The organism is Lysobacter sp. Root494, from assembly GCF_001427225.1.
Classification (GTDB): domain Bacteria; phylum Pseudomonadota; class Gammaproteobacteria; order Xanthomonadales; family Xanthomonadaceae; genus Agrilutibacter.
Genome location: NZ_LMFH01000011.1, coordinates 1 through 16,804, shown reverse-complemented (window position 1 = coordinate 16,804; position 16,804 = coordinate 1). Strand labels below are relative to the sequence as shown.

At 63.3% G+C, this 16,804-nt stretch carries 12 protein-coding genes, 1 tRNA gene and 1 pseudogene; all 14 read right to left on the bottom strand.

Features of this window, described 5'->3' with window-relative positions:
- The coding region (locus ASD14_RS15555) for a GTP-binding protein (protein ID WP_038054197.1) at positions 1 to 96 on the bottom strand (96 nt) is incomplete at its 3' end.
- An 85-nt stretch (positions 97 to 181) separates the two neighbouring features.
- Positions 182 to 2,299: an elongation factor G gene (gene fusA, locus ASD14_RS15550; RefSeq protein ID WP_056136075.1), complete on the bottom strand. Its 2,118-nt coding sequence runs from the start codon at positions 2,297 to 2,299 to the stop codon at positions 182 to 184.
- A 150-nt stretch (positions 2,300 to 2,449) separates the two neighbouring features.
- Positions 2,450 to 2,917: a 30S ribosomal protein S7 gene (rpsG, locus tag ASD14_RS15545; protein ID WP_056136073.1), complete on the bottom strand. Its 468-nt coding sequence runs from the start codon at positions 2,915 to 2,917 to the stop codon at positions 2,450 to 2,452.
- Positions 2,918 to 2,985: 68 nt separating this feature from the next.
- On the bottom strand, positions 2,986 to 3,360 hold the full coding sequence (gene rpsL, locus ASD14_RS15540; protein WP_056136070.1) for a 30S ribosomal protein S12: 375 nt from the start codon (positions 3,358 to 3,360) through the stop codon (positions 2,986 to 2,988).
- A 351-nt stretch (positions 3,361 to 3,711) separates the two neighbouring features.
- On the bottom strand, positions 3,712 to 7,932 hold the full coding sequence (gene rpoC / locus ASD14_RS15535; protein ID WP_056136067.1) for a DNA-directed RNA polymerase subunit beta': 4,221 nt from the start codon (positions 7,930 to 7,932) through the stop codon (positions 3,712 to 3,714).
- A 95-nt stretch (positions 7,933 to 8,027) separates the two neighbouring features.
- Positions 8,028 to 12,197 carry a DNA-directed RNA polymerase subunit beta gene (rpoB, locus tag ASD14_RS15530; RefSeq protein ID WP_056136064.1) on the bottom strand — a complete coding sequence of 1,390 codons (4,170 nt, stop codon included), beginning with the start codon at positions 12,195 to 12,197 and terminating at the stop codon, positions 8,028 to 8,030.
- A gap of 423 nt (positions 12,198 to 12,620) precedes the next feature.
- Complete coding sequence (rplL, locus tag ASD14_RS15525; protein WP_056136061.1) at positions 12,621 to 12,989, bottom strand: 50S ribosomal protein L7/L12; 369 nt, start codon at positions 12,987 to 12,989, stop codon at positions 12,621 to 12,623.
- A 69-nt stretch (positions 12,990 to 13,058) separates the two neighbouring features.
- Positions 13,059 to 13,586 (bottom strand): 50S ribosomal protein L10, encoded by a 528-nt coding sequence (rplJ, locus tag ASD14_RS15520; RefSeq protein WP_056136058.1) that lies wholly within the window; start codon positions 13,584 to 13,586, stop codon positions 13,059 to 13,061.
- Positions 13,587 to 14,062: 476 nt separating this feature from the next.
- Positions 14,063 to 14,761, bottom strand: a complete 699-nt coding sequence (gene rplA, locus ASD14_RS15515; RefSeq protein WP_056136055.1) for a 50S ribosomal protein L1 — start codon at positions 14,759 to 14,761, stop codon at positions 14,063 to 14,065.
- Between the two features lie 3 nt (positions 14,762 to 14,764).
- Positions 14,765 to 15,193, bottom strand: a complete 429-nt coding sequence (gene rplK / locus ASD14_RS15510; protein ID WP_056136052.1) for a 50S ribosomal protein L11 — start codon at positions 15,191 to 15,193, stop codon at positions 14,765 to 14,767.
- A 194-nt stretch (positions 15,194 to 15,387) separates the two neighbouring features.
- The gene (gene nusG / locus ASD14_RS15505; protein WP_056136049.1) at positions 15,388 to 15,963 is read right to left on the bottom strand and encodes a transcription termination/antitermination protein NusG; all 576 of its coding nucleotides are present in this window, start codon (positions 15,961 to 15,963) and stop codon (positions 15,388 to 15,390) included.
- Positions 15,964 to 15,973: 10 nt separating this feature from the next.
- A complete protein-coding gene (gene secE / locus ASD14_RS15500) occupies positions 15,974 to 16,354 on the bottom strand; it encodes a preprotein translocase subunit SecE (RefSeq protein WP_056136046.1) in 381 nt (126 codons plus the stop codon).
- Between the two features lie 104 nt (positions 16,355 to 16,458).
- Positions 16,459 to 16,534 (bottom strand) — tRNA-Trp (locus tag ASD14_RS15495).
- Between the two features lie 202 nt (positions 16,535 to 16,736).
- Positions 16,737 to 16,804 (bottom strand): annotated as a pseudogene (locus ASD14_RS15845) (elongation factor Tu); the annotation flags it as partial.

Genomic DNA, 16,804 nt, shown 5'->3' with positions numbered 1-16,804 from the left:
CAGCGCTGCCGTCAGCGTGGTCTTGCCGTGGTCCACGTGGCCGATCGTGCCGACGTTTACGTGGGGCTTGGTGCGCTCGAACTTACCCTTTGCCATGGTATGTCTCTCTTTGAATTACGTATTGGTTGAACTGGAAAATCTGGTCTGAAAAAGGCCGGCCCGGAACTGTGCTCCGGACAGATCAGCCCTTCTTCATCACGGCTTCGGCGATGTTGTTCGGCGCCTCGGCGTAGTGATCGAACTCCATCGTGAACGTCGCGCGACCCTGGGTCAGCGAACGGATGGTGGTCGCGTAGCCGAACATTTCGCCCAGCGGCACCATGGCGTTGATCGTCTTGCCCGACGGCGTGTCGTCCTGGCCCTGGAGCAGGCCGCGACGGCGGCTCAGGTCGCCCATGACGTCACCGACATATTCTTCCGGCGTCACGACTTCGACCTTCATCATCGGCTCGAGCAGGACCGGATCGGCCTTGCGGAAGCCTTCCTTGAACGCCATCGACGCGGCGAGCTTGAACGCCATTTCCGACGAGTCGACGTCGTGGTACGAACCGAACACGAGCTTCGTCTTCACGCCCACCACCGGGAAGCCCGCGAGCGGACCGCTGGTGATGGTTTCGCGCAGGCCCTTCTCGACCGCCGGGATGAATTCCTTCGGAATCACGCCGCCGGTAATGTCGTTGACGAACAGGAAATCGTTCTCGACATCCGGATTGGCCTTGTCGGCTTCCGTCATCGGCGACAGCTCGATCACCACGTGACCGTACTGACCCTTACCACCCGACTGCTTGGCGTGCTTGTAGTCCGACTTGACGTCCGACTTGCGGATCGTTTCGCGGTAGGCCACCTGCGGCTTGCCGACGTTGGCTTCCACGTTGAACTCGCGGCGCATGCGATCGACGATGATGTCGAGGTGCAGCTCGCCCATGCCGGCGATGATTGTCTGGCCGGATTCCTCGTCGGTGCGTACGCGGAACGAAGGATCTTCCTGCGCCAGGCGGCCCAGGGCCATGCCCATCTTTTCCTGATCCGACTTGGTCTTCGGCTCGACCGCCATCGAAATGACGGGTTCCGGGAAGGTCATGCGCTCGAGCGTGATGACGTGATCCTGCGCGCACAGCGTGTCGCCGGTGGTCACGTCCTTCAGACCCACGGCCGCGGCGATGTCGCCGGCGCGGACTTCCTTGATTTCGTCACGCTGGTTGGCGTGCATCTGCAGGATGCGGCCCACGCGTTCCTTCTTCGACTTGACCGGGTTGAAGACCTGGTCGCCGGAGTTGAGCACGCCCGAGTAGACACGGAAGAACGTCAGCGAACCCACGAACGGGTCCGTCATGATCTTGAACGCCAGTGCCGAGAACGGTGCCTTGTCGTCAGCCGTGCGGGTGTCTTCCTTGTCGTTCTCATCGATGCCCTGCACCGGCGGACGATCGGCCGGCGACGGCAACAGGTTGACTACGCCGTCGAGCATGGCCTGCACGCCCTTGTTCTTGAACGCGGAGCCACAGAAAACCGGGACGATCTCGACCTTCAGCGTGCGCGCACGCAGGCCGGCGATGATCTCTTCCTCAGACAGTTCGCCCTCGTTGAGGTACTTGTCCATCAGTTCTTCGGTCGCTTCGGCAGCGGCCTCGATCATGAAGGCGCGCGCTTCCTCTGCCTTGCCCTGCAGCTCGGCCGGAATGTCGCGGTATTCGAACTTGGTGCCCTGCGAAGCCACATCCCAATGGATGGCTTTCATCTTGAGCAAGTCGACGACGCCCTCGAAGCCGTCTTCGGCGCCGATCGGCACCTGCATCGGCACGGCGTAAGCGCCAAGGCGGGCCTTGAGCTGCTCGACGACCTTGTCGAAGTTGGCGCCGGTGCGGTCCATCTTGTTGACGAACGCCATGCGCGGCACGGAGTACTTGTTGGCCTGGCGCCACACGGTCTCGGACTGCGGCTGCACGCCACCGACAGCGCACAGCACGAACACGGCGCCGTCGAGCACGCGCAGCGAACGCTCGACTTCGATGGTGAAGTCGACGTGGCCTGGGGTGTCGATGATGTTGAAGCGGTGCTGCGGCAGGGACTTGTCCATGCCGGTCCAGAACGCCGTCGTCGCCGCGGACGTGATGGTGATGCCGCGTTCCTGCTCCTGCTCCATCCAGTCCATGACGGCGGCGCCTTCGTGCACTTCGCCGATCTTATGGCTGACGCCGGTATAGAAAAGGATGCGCTCAGACGTGGTGGTCTTGCCGGCATCGATGTGGGCCATGATGCCGAAGTTGCGATAACGCTCGATGGGAGTGGTGCGGGCCACGGGTCACTCTCTATTGGTTTGCGATCTTTGAACTGCGATCTGCAGATGGCCGGATGCCGCCTCAGGGGCGGCGTCCGGTTTGCCGGGCGACGGGACGTCGCCACGGCAGAAAGCTGGTTCAGACATGCCGCGACGAACGCGGCGCCCGGATTACCAGCGGTAGTGCGCGAACGCCTTGTTCGCTTCCGCCATGCGGTGGGTTTCTTCGCGCTTCTTGATCGCGCCACCACGGTTTTCGGAAGCGTCCAGCAGCTCGGCAGCCAGCTTGCGCGGCATGCTGTTCTCGCCACGCTTGCGGGCCGACTCGATCAGCCAGCGCATCGCCAGCGCCAGGCGGCGCGACGAACGGACTTCAACGGGGACCTGGTACGTCGCGCCACCGACACGGCGGGACTTGACCTCGACCGCCGGGGACACGTTGCCCAGCGCCTTTTCGATCAGCTCGACGGCATTGGCGTTCTTTTCACTGATCACGTCCATGGCGCCATAGACGATCTTTTCAGCGATCGACTTCTTGCCGCTCTGCATGACCATGTTGATGAAGCGCGCGATCGTCTCGCTGCCGTGCTTGGGATCGGGCAGGACCGAACGCTGCGGAGTGGAACCTTTACGCGACATGGTGCGTACCTTTCTCTAAATCTTTGAAGAAGCCGCTGCGGACACAGCGACGGGATCTGAACCTGGGATCAGGACTTCGGACGCTTGGCCCCGTACTTCGAGCGGCTCTGGCGACGCTTGGTCACGCCAGCGGCGTCGAGCGAACCACGCACGGTGTGGTAACGCACACCCGGAAGGTCTTTCACGCGGCCGCCGCGGATCAGCACCACGGAGTGCTCCTGCAGGTTGTGGCCTTCGCCGCCGATGTACGAAATGATTTCGTAGCCGTTGGTGAGACGCACCTTGGCCACCTTGCGGAGCGCCGAGTTCGGCTTCTTCGGGGTGGTGGTGTAGACGCGGGTGCAAACGCCACGACGCTGCGGGCAGTTCGCCAGCGCCGGCGAGGCGCTCTTGTAGGTTTCAGGGTTGCGCGGCTTGCGCACCAGCTGATTGATCGTCGCCATCTGTGACTCTTTGATTGAAGGCCGAAGCCTGGGGTGAAACTTCTGAAAACGACGGCAGCCCGGATGATTCCGGACCACCGAGACGAAAACACATAGCCCGCGCCTGGCGTTTGGCGCCAGCGCGGACTATCCGCCCCAAATACGTCAATGCGCACCCGGGGAAACTCAGCGATCCCGCCCGACCCTGGGCCCAACACGAGGCGCTCCGTGCGCCTCTTTTGGTGATCTGGACGCCCTTCCTTGAAAGGCCGGGCGTCGGAAAGCGCGCAAGTATAGCGTGCTTCTTTTTGGTTTTGTAGCCCGATAACCGGCTACGGCCGCCGCATTGGCGGACCGTAGCCCCGGTGACGCTTATTCCTCGGTCGAAGCCTCGGTTTCCGCGCCTTCGGTCGCCTGGGCCTCGGTGGCCGAACCACCCGACAGCGTCTCCAGCTCGGACTCGGTCAGGCCGGAGGCCGAGCGGCGGCGCGCCGTGTGGTAGGCCAAACCGGTACCGGCCGGGATCAGGCGACCGACGATCACGTTCTCCTTCAGGCCACGCAGGCCGTCACGGGTACCGCGGACCGCCGCCTCGGTGAGGACGCGGGTGGTCTCCTGGAACGAAGCCGCCGAGATGAACGACTCGGTCGCCAGCGAGGCCTTGGTGATGCCCAGCAGGACCGGATCGGACTTGGCCAGGATCTCGCCCTTCGACTGAAGGCGGGCATTTTCCTCGACGAAGCGCTGGCGCTCGACCTGCTCGCCATTGAGGAACTTGCTGTCGCCGCCGTCGGTGATCTCGACCTTGCGCAGCATCTGGCGAACGATCACCTCGATGTGCTTGTCGTTGATCTTCACGCCCTGCAGGCGATAGACGTCCTGGATTTCCTTGGTCAGGTACACGGCCAGCGGCTCGACGCCGAGCAGGCGCAGGATGTCCTGCGGGCTCGGTTCGCCGTCCACGACTGTCTCGCCCTTCTCCACGTGCTCGCCTTCGAACACGATGATCTGACGGTACTTCGGGATAAGCTCTTCGTGCTCTTCACCATCGATCGGCTTGATGATCAGGCGCTGCTTGCCCTTGGTGTCCTTGCCGAACGAGACGATGCCTGAGATCTCGGCGAGGATCGCCGGGTCCTTCGGCTTGCGCGCTTCGAACAGGTCGGCCACGCGCGGCAGACCACCGGTGATGTCGCGGGTCTTCGAAGCTTCCTGCGGAATCTTCGCGACCACGTCACCCACGCCGACCGCAGCGCCGTCCTGCAGGTTGACGATCGAACGCGGCGGCAGCATGTACTGCGCCGGCAGGTCGGTACCCGGGATGTTCAGGTCCTTGCCGTTCTTGTCGACGATGCGCACGATCGGGCGCAGGTCCTTGCCCTGCGAGCCGCGACGCTTGGGATCGGTGATCTCGCGCGAGGCCAGGCCGGTCAGTTCGTCGGTCTTCTCGATGACGGTGACGCCGTCGATGAAGTCGATGAAACGCATGGTGCCGGCCACTTCGGACACGATCGGGTGGTTATGCGGATCCCAGTTGGCGACCTGCTGGCCGGCCTTGATTTCCGCGCCGTCCTTGACCGCGATGGTCGCACCGTAAGGCAGCTTGTAACGCTCGCGCTCGCGGCCGTGGTTGTCGAGGACCGACAGTTCACCCGAACGCGACACCGCCACGCGGTGGCCCTGGCTGTGTTCGACGAACTTCAGGTTGTTGTACTTGATCGAACCGGTGGTCTTGACCGTCACGTTGTCGATGGCGGCCGCACGCGAGGCCGCACCACCGATGTGGAACGTACGCATGGTCAGCTGGGTGCCCGGCTCACCGATCGACTGCGCGGCGACAACACCGACCGCTTCGCCGTGGTTGACCAGGTGGCCGCGGCCGAGGTCGCGACCGTAGCAATGCGAACACACGCCGAACGAGCTCTGGCAGGTGATGGTCGAACGCACCTTGATCGCCTGCACGCCGGCGTCTTCGAGGTTCTGCACCCAGGCTTCGTCGAGCAGCGTGTTGCGGGTGACGATCGGATCCTCGTCGTTGCCTGGCAGGAACACGTCCTCGGCCACGACACGGCCCAGCACGCGGTCGCGCAGCGGCTCGACCACGTCGCCGCCTTCGACGATCGGGGTCATCATCAGGCCGTCGAGCGTGCCGCAATCGGTTTCGGTGATGACCACGTCCTGCGCCACGTCGACGAGGCGACGGGTCAGGTAACCGGAATTGGCCGTTTTCAGTGCCGTATCGGCAAGACCCTTACGGGCACCGTGGGTCGAGATGAAGTACTGGAGGACGTTCAGGCCTTCGCGGAAGTTCGCCGTAATCGGCGTCTCGATGATCGAGCCGTCCGGCTTGGCCATCAGGCCGCGCATACCGGCCAGCTGGCGGATCTGGGCCTGCGAACCACGCGCACCCGAGTCGGCCATGATGTAGATCGAGTTCATCGACTTCTGCGGGACCTGCTTGCCTTCCGCATTGATCACGGTGTCGGTGCCGATCGTGTCCATCATGGCCTTGGCCACGCGCTCGTTGGTGCGCGACCAGATGTCGACGACCTTGTTGTAGCGTTCGCCGGCGGTGACGAGGCCCGACTGGTACTGCTGCTGGATGTCGAGGACTTCCTGCTCGGCTTCGGCCAGGATGCCCTTCTTCTCCGGCGGGATCTTCATGTCGTCGATGCCGATCGACACGCCTGCGCGGGTGGCATAGCTGAAGCCCGTGTACATCAGCTGGTCGGCGAACACCACGGTGTCCTTCAGGCCAAGCATGCGGTAGCACGAGTTGATCAGGCGCGAGATGTTCTTCTTGGTCAGCTCGACGTTCGCGAGCGCGAACGGCAGGCCTTCCGGCAGGATCTCGCGCAGCAGCGCACGACCCACGGTCGTGTCGACGACCGAGGTCTTCTGCGAACGCGATCCGTCCTCGGCAACCACCGTTTCGGTGATGCGCACCTTGCACTTGGCGTGCAATTCGACGGCGCGGTTGTCGTAGGCGCGCTTGACTTCGGCGACATTGGCGAACGCCATGCCTTCGCCCTTCTTGTTCTCGAGGGCGCGCGACATGTAGTACAGGCCGAGCACGACGTCCTGCGACGGCACGATGATCGGCTCGCCGTTCGCCGGCGACAGGATGTTGTTCGACGACATCATCAGCGCGCGCGCTTCCAGCTGGGCTTCCAGCGAGAGCGGCACGTGGACGGCCATCTGGTCACCGTCGAAGTCGGCGTTGAACGCGGTGCAGACCAGCGGATGCAGCTGGATCGCCTTGCCTTCGATCAGCACAGGCTCGAACGCCTGGATGCCGAGGCGGTGCAGGGTCGGTGCGCGGTTGAGCAGCACCGGATGCTCGCGGATCACCTCTTCGAGGATGTCCCACACCATCGCTTCTTCACGTTCGACCAGCTTCTTCGCAGCCTTGATCGTGGTGGCGAGACCACGACGCTGCAGCTTGGCGAAGATGAAAGGCTTGAACAGCTCGAGCGCCATTTTCTTCGGCAGGCCGCACTGGTGCAGCTTGAGGTACGGACCGACCACGATGACCGAACGGCCGGAGTAGTCGACGCGCTTGCCGAGCAGGTTCTGGCGGAAGCGGCCCTGCTTGCCCTTGATCATGTCGGCGAGCGACTTGAGCGGGCGCTTGTTGGTACCGGTGATCGCACGGCCGCGACGGCCGTTGTCCATCAGCGCGTCGACCGATTCCTGCAACATGCGCTTCTCGTTGCGCACGATGATGTCGGGCGCGTTGAGTTCGAGCAGGCGGCGCAGGCGGTTGTTGCGGTTGATGACGCGGCGGTACAGGTCGTTGAGATCCGACGTCGCGAAACGGCCGCCATCCAGCGGCACCAGCGGACGCAGGTCCGGCGGCAGCACCGGCAGCACGGTCATGACCATCCACTCCGGACGGTTGCCGGATTCGAGGAAGGCTTCGACCAGCTTGATGCGCTTGGTGAGGCGCTTGAGCTTGGTTTCCGAACCGGTGGAAGCGATGTCTTCCTTCAGCTGGATCATTTCCGACTGCAGGTCGATCGTGCGCAGCAGGTCATAGACGGCTTCGGCGCCCATCGCGGCTTCGAAGTCGTCGCCGTGCTCCTGGCGCGCCTGCATGTACTGCTCTTCGTTGAGCAGCATGCCGCGTTCCATCGGGGTCAGGCCCGGCTCGGTCACGACGTACGCTTCGAAGTACAGGATGCGCTCGATATCACGCAGGGTCATGTCCAGCATCAGGCCGATGCGCGACGGCAGCGACTTGAGGAACCAGATGTGCGCGACCGGCGAAGCCAGGTCGATGTGGCCCATGCGCTCACGGCGCACCTTGGCCAGCGTGACTTCGGTGCCGCACTTTTCGCAGACCACGCCGCGGTGCTTCATGCGCTTGTACTTGCCGCACAGGCACTCGTAGTCCTTGATCGGACCAAAGATCGCGGCGCAGAACAGGCCGTCGCGTTCCGGCTTGAAGGTGCGGTAGTTGATGGTTTCCGGCTTCTTCACTTCGCCGTAGGACCAAGAACGGATCAGGTCCGGCGAAGCCAGCGCAATCTTGATCGCATCGAAGTCGATCACCGGGCGCTGCTGGTTGAAGAGATTAAGCAGGTCTTTCATTTGTTTTCTCCGGAAGGAGGAATTCGTCGAGGGCTGTGGATCGCTGAATCAGTGGGGCGGGAAGCGCGCGTTCCGCTGCGCTTCCCGCCTTGTGCTCAGGTCTCTTCCAGCTCCATGTTGATCGCGAGCGAGCGGATTTCCTTCACCAGCACGTTGAAGGACTCCGGCATGCCGGCGACCATCTCGTACTCGCCGTCGACGATGTTCTTGTACATCTGGTTGCGGCCCTGCACGTCGTCGGACTTCACCGTCAGCATTTCCTGCAGGGTGTAGGCCGCGCCGTAAGCTTCCAGCGCCCAGACTTCCATTTCGCCGAAACGCTGGCCGCCGAACTGCGCCTTGCCGCCCAGCGGCTGCTGGGTGACGAGCGAGTACGGACCGGTCGAACGCGCGTGCATCTTGTCGTCCACCAGGTGATTCAGCTTCAGCATGTGCATGTAGCCGACCGTGGTGTGGCGATCGAACGGTTCGCCAGTGCGGCCGTCATACAACTGGGTCTGGCCGCTGAGCGGAAGCTCCGCGAGTTCGAGCATGCGCTTGATCTCGGTTTCGTCCGCGCCGTCGAACACCGGCGTTGCCATCGGCACGCCGTCGGTGAGGTTCTTCGCCAGCGTCAGCAGCTCGTCATCCGAGAACTGCTTGAGGTCGACACGTTCCTCGTGCGTGGTGCGATCGTGGTTGTAGATCTCGTCGAGGAACTTGCGCAGCTCTGCGACCTTCTGCTGCGACTCGAGCATGCGCTGGATCTTCTGGCCCAGGCCCTTTGCAGCCCAGCCCAAGTGGACTTCCAGCACCTGGCCGATGTTCATGCGCGAAGGCACGCCCAGCGGGTTCAGCACGATGTCGACGGTCTCGCCGTTCGCCATGTAGGGCATGTCTTCGACCGGAACGATCGTCGACACGACGCCCTTGTTGCCGTGGCGGCCAGCCATCTTGTCGCCCGGCTGGATGCGGCGCTTAACGGCGAGGAAGACCTTGACCATCTTCAGCACGCCCGGAGCGAGGTCGTCGCCCTGGGTGATCTTGGCGCGCTTGTCCTGGAAACGCTTCTCGAATTCCTTTTCGTGGGCTTCGATCTGCTTCTGCGCGCGCTCGATGGCTTCGACGGCTTCGTCATCCTTCATGCGCAGGGTGAACCAGTCCTTCTTCGACATGCTGTCCAGCACGAGCGAAGTGACGGTATCGCCCTTCTTCAGACTGGCGCCGCCGTTGGCGACGCGACCGATCAGCTGGCCGCGCAGGCGGTCGTAGATCGCGGCTTCGAGGATGCGGAACTGGTCGTCGAAATCCTTCTTGACGCGCTTGATTTCAGACTCTTCGATCTGGCGCGCACGCTTGTCCTTCTCGATGCCGTCGCGGGTGAAGACCTGCACGTCGATGACGACGCCGTCCATGCCCGGGGGCACGCGCAGCGAGCTGTCCTTAACGTCGGATGCCTTCTCGCCGAAGATCGCGCGCAGCAGCTTTTCTTCCGGCGTCAGCTGGCTCTCGCCCTTCGGCGTGACCTTGCCCACGAGGATGTCGCCCGCGCGCACTTCCGCACCGATGTACACCACGCCCGACTCGTCGAGGCGGTTCAACGCCTGCTCGGAAACGTTCGGGATGTCGGCGGAGATTTCTTCCGGCCCGAGCTTGGTGTCGCGTGCCTGGACGGTGAGTTCTTCGATGTGGATCGTGGTGTAGCGATCCTCTTCGACCACGCGCTCGGAGAGCAGGATCGAGTCTTCGAAGTTGTAGCCGTTCCACGGCATGAACGCGACCAGCATGTTCTGGCCGAGCGCGAGCTCGCCGATGTCGGTCGAAGGACCGTCGGCCAGCACGTCGCCGCGCGCCACGACATTGCCCACCTTCACCAGCGGAGACTGGTTGATGCAGGTGTTCTGGTTCGAACGGGTGTACTTGATCAGGTTGTAGATATCGACGCCGGCATCGTGCTCGCCGACGATCTCGCTCTCGTTGACCTTGACCACGATGCGCGCCGCGTCGATCTGCTCGATCACGCCGCCACGCAGTGCGTTCACGGTCACGCCCGAGTCACGCGCCACGGCGCGCTCGATGCCGGTACCGACCAGCGGCTTCTGCGACTTCAGCGTCGGCACGGCCTGGCGCTGCATGTTCGCGCCCATCAGTGCGCGGTTCGCGTCGTCGTGCTCGAGGAACGGCACGAGCGCGGCCGCGACCGATACGGTCTGCATCGGCGAGACGTCCATGAAGTGGATCTCGCTCGGCGGCTTCAGCAGCGACTCGCCCTGGTAACGGCAATCGACGAACTGGGCGGTGATGTGGCCCTTCTCGTCGCGCGGCGCGTTGGCCTGGGCGATGACGTACTCGTTCTCTTCAATCGCCGACAGGTACTCGATGTCGTCGGTGACGCGGCCTTCCACGACCTTGCGGTACGGCGTCTCGAGGAAGCCATAGCGATTGGTGCGCGCGAACACGGCGAGCGAGTTGATCAGGCCGATGTTCGGGCCTTCAGGCGTTTCGATGGTGCAGACGCGGCCGTAGTGGGTCGGGTGCACGTCGCGCACTTCGAAGCCGGCGCGTTCGCGGGTCAGGCCGCCCGGGCCCAGTGCGGAAACGCGGCGCTTGTGCGTCACTTCCGACAGCGGGTTGTTCTGGTCCATGAACTGCGACAGCTGCGAGGAACCGAAGAATTCCTTGATCGCGGCTGCCACCGGCTTGGCGTTGATGAGTTCCTGCGGCGTGAGGCCTTCGGACTCGGCCATCGACAGGCGCTCCTTCACGGCGCGCTCGACGCGGACCAGGCCGACGCGGAATACGTTCTCGGCCATTTCGCCGACCGAACGCACGCGACGGTTGCCCAGGTGGTCGATGTCGTCGACGGTGCCGCGGCCGTTGCGGATCTCGGTCAGCACGCGGATCGCGTCGAGGATGTCGGACATGCCGCCACACGCCGCGCGCAGGCGCGCGGACTCTTCGTCCTTGCGCTCGGCGTAGTACTTCGCGTCGTACAGGATGGACGCGCCGGTGACTTCCTTGCGGCCGAGGCGACGGTTGAACTTCATCCGGCCGACGCCCGACAGGTCGTAGCGCTCGAAGGTGAAGAACAGGTTGTGGAACAGGTTCTGCGCGGCGTCCTTGGTCGGCGGTTCGCCCGGACGCATCATGCGGTAGATCTCGACGAGCGCTTCGAGCTGGGTCTTGCTCCCATCGATGCGCAGCGTGTTGGAGATGTAGGCACCACGATCGAGGTCGTTGACCCACAGCGTGCCCACGGCGGCCACACCGGCCTTGCGGAACTTGGCCAGGTGGTCGTCGTTGATTTCGTCGTTGGCCAGCGCCAGCAGTTCGCCGGTGTTCGGGTCGACGACGTCGTGCGAGAGGATGCGACCGATGAGGTACGTATCCGGCACCGCCAGCGCGGCGATACCCGACTGCTCGAGCTGCTTGACGTGGCGCGCGGTGATGCGCTTGCCGGCTTCGACGATGACCTTGTCGCCATCGGCGAGGTCGAAGTCGAGCGTTTCGCCACGCAGGCGCTCGGGCACGAGTTCGAGCTGGACGCCTTCCTTCGGATCGATATGGAAGGTGTTGATCTCGAAGAACTCGCGCAGCATTTCCTCGTTGTTGTAACCGAGCGCGCGCAGCAGCACGGTCACCGGCAGCTTGCGGCGACGGTCGATACGGGTGAACAGCGCGTCCTTCGGGTCGAACTCGAAATCCAGCCACGAGCCGCGGTAAGGAATGATGCGGGCGCTGTACAGCAGCTTGCCCGACGAATGCGTCTTGCCGCGGTCGTGGTCGAAGAACACGCCTGGCGAACGGTGCAGCTGCGAAACGATGACGCGCTCGGTGCCATTGACGATGAAGGTGCCGTTTTCGGTCATGAGCGGGATCTCGCCCATGTAGACCTCCTGCTCCTTCACGTACTTGATGGCCTTGGTCGACGACTCGCGGTCGTAGATCACCAGGCGCACGGTCACGCGCAGCGGGGCGCCGTAGGAGAGGCCACGGTTGCGGCATTCGCGCTCGTCGAACGGCGGCTCACCCAGCTTGTAGCCAACGTATTCCAGCGCGGCATTGCCGCTGTAGCTGACGATCGGGAACACCGACTTCAGCGCCGCATGCAGGCCCTTGTCATCGCGCTTGGCGGCGTCGATGTTTTCCTGCAGGAACTCGCGGTAGGAATCGACCTGGATCGCGAGCAGGAACGGAACTTCGAGAATCGACCGGCGCTTGCCGAAGTTCTTGCGGATGCGCTTCTTTTCGGTGAACGAATAGTTCGTTTTGGAAGCTGTCGTCATGGGGAGCTGCCGCCTCTGTTCTGGAGCCGGAAGTCGGGGACGCGGAAACACGATTCATCAAAGGACGCATTGCGGCGATCGATGAAATTCGTTCCTCGTCACGACTCCCTAGGGGAAGATTTGTGAACTGTCAGTTGGAAGCCGCGGGTATTGCCGGCACCCGCACGCCCTCTGAAGCTGCTTCCAACTACCAACTCAACTCGGTTGGTTTTCTGCGCCGCTCGTGAATCTGATGCAGTCCGGATAGAGCGATGCGGAGTCCAGACTGCCTTTCTGTCCATTCGAACCAGGTGTCTTGCTGCCCACCTGACTGCGGTTTTGATGCTGTCTTTTGCGCTACTTCTTTAACGGCCAAAGGCCGGAGCCTTCCGGCTCCAGCCTCTGGTGGCCGCCGGCACGATCTGCCGGCGACACGGATACTGCTTACTTGACCTCGACGGTCGCGCCAGCAGCTTCCAGGTCCTTCTTGTACTTGGCGGCGTCGTCCTTCGACACGGCTTCCTTCAGGACGCCACCGGCCTCGGTGAGGTCCTTGGCTTCCTTCAGGCCCAGGCCGGTGATGGCGCGGACAGCCTTGATGACGTCGACCTTCTTGTCGCCGGCGCTCTTCAGCACGACGGTGAACTCGGTCTGTTCTTCGACCGGGGCAGCGGCAGCGGCCGGACCGGCCATCATGACCGGGGCAGCGGCGGTGACGCCGAACTTGTCTTCGATGGCCTTCACCAGGTCCATCACTTCCATCAGCGACTTGGCGGCGATGGCGTCGACGATCTGTTCGTTGGAAAGGGACATTTGATTTACCTCTGGAAATTGTTTGGTAAGACGAGTCTTACGAATCGGTTGGTTGAGTCGCTTCGCGGATCAGGCTTCGGCGGTGGCTTCGACAGGAGCGGCTTCGCCGCCACCCTGCTTGTCGGCCACGGCCTTGACGGCGCGGGCAAACATCGAGGCCGGCTCGGCCAGGACGCGGGCCAGCATGGCCAGGGCCTGTTCGCGGGTCGGCAGCGAGGCCAGGACTTCGACGTGCGCGGCGGGAAGCAGCTTGCCTTCCACCGACACGACCTTGGCCTTGAGCTTGTCGTTACCCTTCGCGAATTCCTTGATCAGACGACCGGCAGCGCCGGGTTCCTCGGTCGAGAACGCGTACAGCAGCGGACCGGTCAGGACGTCCTTGACGACCTCGAACTCGGTACCGGCGACGGCGCGTGCGGCCAGCGTGTTCTTGACAACTCGCAAGTACACACCGGTTTCGCGGGCCTTCTTGCGCATCGCGGTCATCTGGCTGACCGTGGTGCCCGCGTATTCGGCTGCGACCAAGGAGTGGGCCTTCGCTGCGACTTCTGCCAGCTCGGCGACTACTTCTTGCTTCTGGGACAGATTGAGAGCCATTGCACTCCTCCAATTGAACTCCGCTCACGGCTCCTGCCGCTTGCGGTCCTGGGCGGCGCCATCCGTGACGCCGGGGATGCTTGCGCATCCCGGTGGTGGCCCTTCCGGAATTTCCAGAGGGGGCTTCACCATCTACGCAGGCTGGCCTCTTGCGAGGATTAAGCGATCCCGCTGGTGGCGACGGCGATTCCTTGCCAGTACGAGCTCCCTGCCCGTCGTCGTCACGCGCTGACCGCGCCTGCGGTCTTTGACGGCGATCGCTTCGAACCGAAGTCTTCGGCGATGCCCTCAAAAACTTGGCGGGCGGAGATTGCGCTCCGCTCGCCTCTTTGCCCGTTGTTCCCGTGAAGCGGAATTTCTGGGGCTTTGAATTTGAACTTCGACAGCAACAACCTAGTCACTGGATCCCCGCTTGAAGCATGCGGGGATGACGAATTGACAAAGCCGCGCGCGCAATGCGCGCGCGGGTCAATTCGTCACTTGAGCGCCAGCGACGCCTGGTCCACGGTCACGCCGGGGCCCATGGTGGTGCTGATCGCAATCTTCTGCAGGTACTGGCCCTTAGAGGTCGCCGGCTTGGCCTTGATCAGGTCATGCAGCAGCGCTTCGAGGTTGCCCTTCAGGTCGGCGTCCTGGAAGGAAGCCTTGCCGATGGTGCAGTGGATGATGCCGGCCTTGTCGGTGCGGTAACGCACCTGACCGCCCTTGGCGTTCTTGACCGCTTCGGCCGGGTTCGGCGAAACGGTGCCGACCTTCGGGTTCGGCATCAGGCCGCGCGGACCGAGCACCTGACCCAGCTTGCCGACGACACGCATGGCGTCCGGGGTAGCGATGACCACGTCGTAGTTCAGGTCGCCGGCCTGCATCTTCTCGGCCAGGTCGTCCATGCCGACGATGTCGGCGCCAGCGGCGAGGGCTTCGTCAGCCTTCGCGCCGGCCGGGGCGAACACCGCCACGCGCACGGACTTGCCGGTACCGGCGGGCAACACGGTCGAACCGCGCACCTGCTGGTCGGACTTCTTCGCATCCACGCCCAGGCGCACGGCCACGTCGACGGACTCGACGAACTTGGCCTTGGTCGCGGTCTTGAGAATCTTGATGGCTTCGTCGAAGCCGTAGGTCTTGCCCGGAACCACTGCGGCCGTGATGGCCTTCTGTCGCTTGTTCATTGCCATGACTTAGCCCTCCACCACCAGACCCATGGAACGGGCCGAGCCCGCAATCGTCTTCACCGCCGCGTCCAGGTCGGCCGCGGTCAGGTCGGCTTCCTTCGCCTTGGCGATGTCTTCGAGCTGCTTGCGGGTGACCTTGCCCACCTTGTCGGTGTTCGGGCGCTTGGAACCGGACTGGATGCCGGCAGCCTTCTTCAGCAGCACCGAAGCCGGGGTCGACTTGGTGACGAAGGTGAAGGTGCGGTCCGAGTACGCGGTGATGATGACCGGGGTCGGCAGACCCGGCTCGAGCTTGGAGGTCGCTGCGTTGAACGCCTTGCAGAACTCCATGATGTTCAGGCCGCGCTGACCGAGGGCGGGACCCACCGGCGGCGACGGGTTGGCCTGGCCGGCCTTGACCTGAAGCTTGATGTAGCCAACTACTTTCTTAGCCATTTTTTCTCTCCGGGTGCTAGCGCCTGTTGTTCAGGCTCCCCATCGGACCGGGAAAATCGCGTGTCCCGGCTTCACGTTTTGCATTCTTTCCAGACGCCGACAGCCGCCCTTGGCAGGCGGCTGTGGTTCCGGATGGCTCGCGCCTGAGGCAGCGAGCCGGAAAGTATAGCAGGGCTTTGCAGCCGTGGGCGGCTTTACTTCGCCTTTTCGACTTGGCCGAATTCCAGTTCGACCGGGGTCGAGCGGCCAAAAATGAGCACCGCCACACGCAGGCGGCTCTTGTCGTAGTTGATTTCCTCGACCACGCCGTTGAAGTCCACGAACGGGCCGTCGGTGACGCGGACCATCTCGCCCGGCTCGAACAGCACCTTCGGCTTGGGCTTCTCCACGCCTTCCTGAACGCGCTGCAGGATCATGTCGGCTTCGGAATCCTTGATCGGCAGCGGGCGATCGGCGGTTCCGCCGATAAAGCCCATCACCTTCGGGGTTTCCTTGATCAGGTGCCAGCTCTCGTTGTCGATGCGAGGAATGCCCGCTTCGTCGTGGGTAGCGATCTGGACCAGGACATAGCCCGGGAAGAACTTGCGCTCGGAACGACGCTTCTGGCCGGAACGCATTTCCACGACCTCTTCGGTCGGGACCAACACATCGCCGAACCGGTCCTGCATCCCTTCGCGAATGATGCGATCGCGCAGCGCCTGTGCCACCGACTTCTCGAAGCCAGAGTAGGCATGGACGACATACCAGCGCTTGTTGTTGCTTTCCGTCACTGTTCTCTCCTCAGCGCTGTAGCAGGAACTTGACTGCCCACTGGATGACCACGTCAAAGCCAGCCAGGATCAGACTCAGGATCAGAACCGCGATCATCACGACCCAGGTGGTGCGCAGCGCTTCCTGGCGCGTCGGCCACACGACCTTGCGCAGTTCGAAGCGCGATTCCGACAGGAATTCACGGGTCTGCGCGCCCTTGGCCGTGGTCAGAAACACCACCGCACCGGCGATCAGGCCGGCTGCGACGACGAGACCGCGCAGCACGGTCGCCCAGTCGCTGAACCAGTAGAACGCGAACACGCCTGCGGCGACGAGCGCCAGGGCCAGCACGTATTTGACGATATCGCCGCCGGAAGCCGACGAGCCGGGTTGTTCGACCTTGCTGTTCATTCGGTCCATTGCGCGACCCGAAGCCGCGTCATCTGATTTGTTGTACCGGCCCGGCTTGTACCGGCCCGGAGCCGATGGCGGAAGGGTCCGCCCGTACATGTAAGTGGCACGCCAGGAGGGACTCGAACCCCCAACCTGCGGTTTTGGAGACCGCTGCTCTGCCAATTGAGCTACTGGCGTGTATTGCTCGAACTGTTTGGGCCGCTTCTGAAAAAGGCAACGGCGGCTTGCGCCGCCACGCCTGATTCTTTTGCTTTCCGTGCGTACCGACCGGAGTCGGTGCGCGGTAATACTTTAAAGCCAGATCGCTGGATCCCCACTCATAGCCGCGGGGATGACGAACCGACAACCTGGGCGCGCAAGGCGCGCCTGGGTCAGTTCGTCACTTCAGGATCTTCGACACCACGCCGGCGCCGACCGTGCGGCCGCCTTCGCGGATCGCGAAACGCA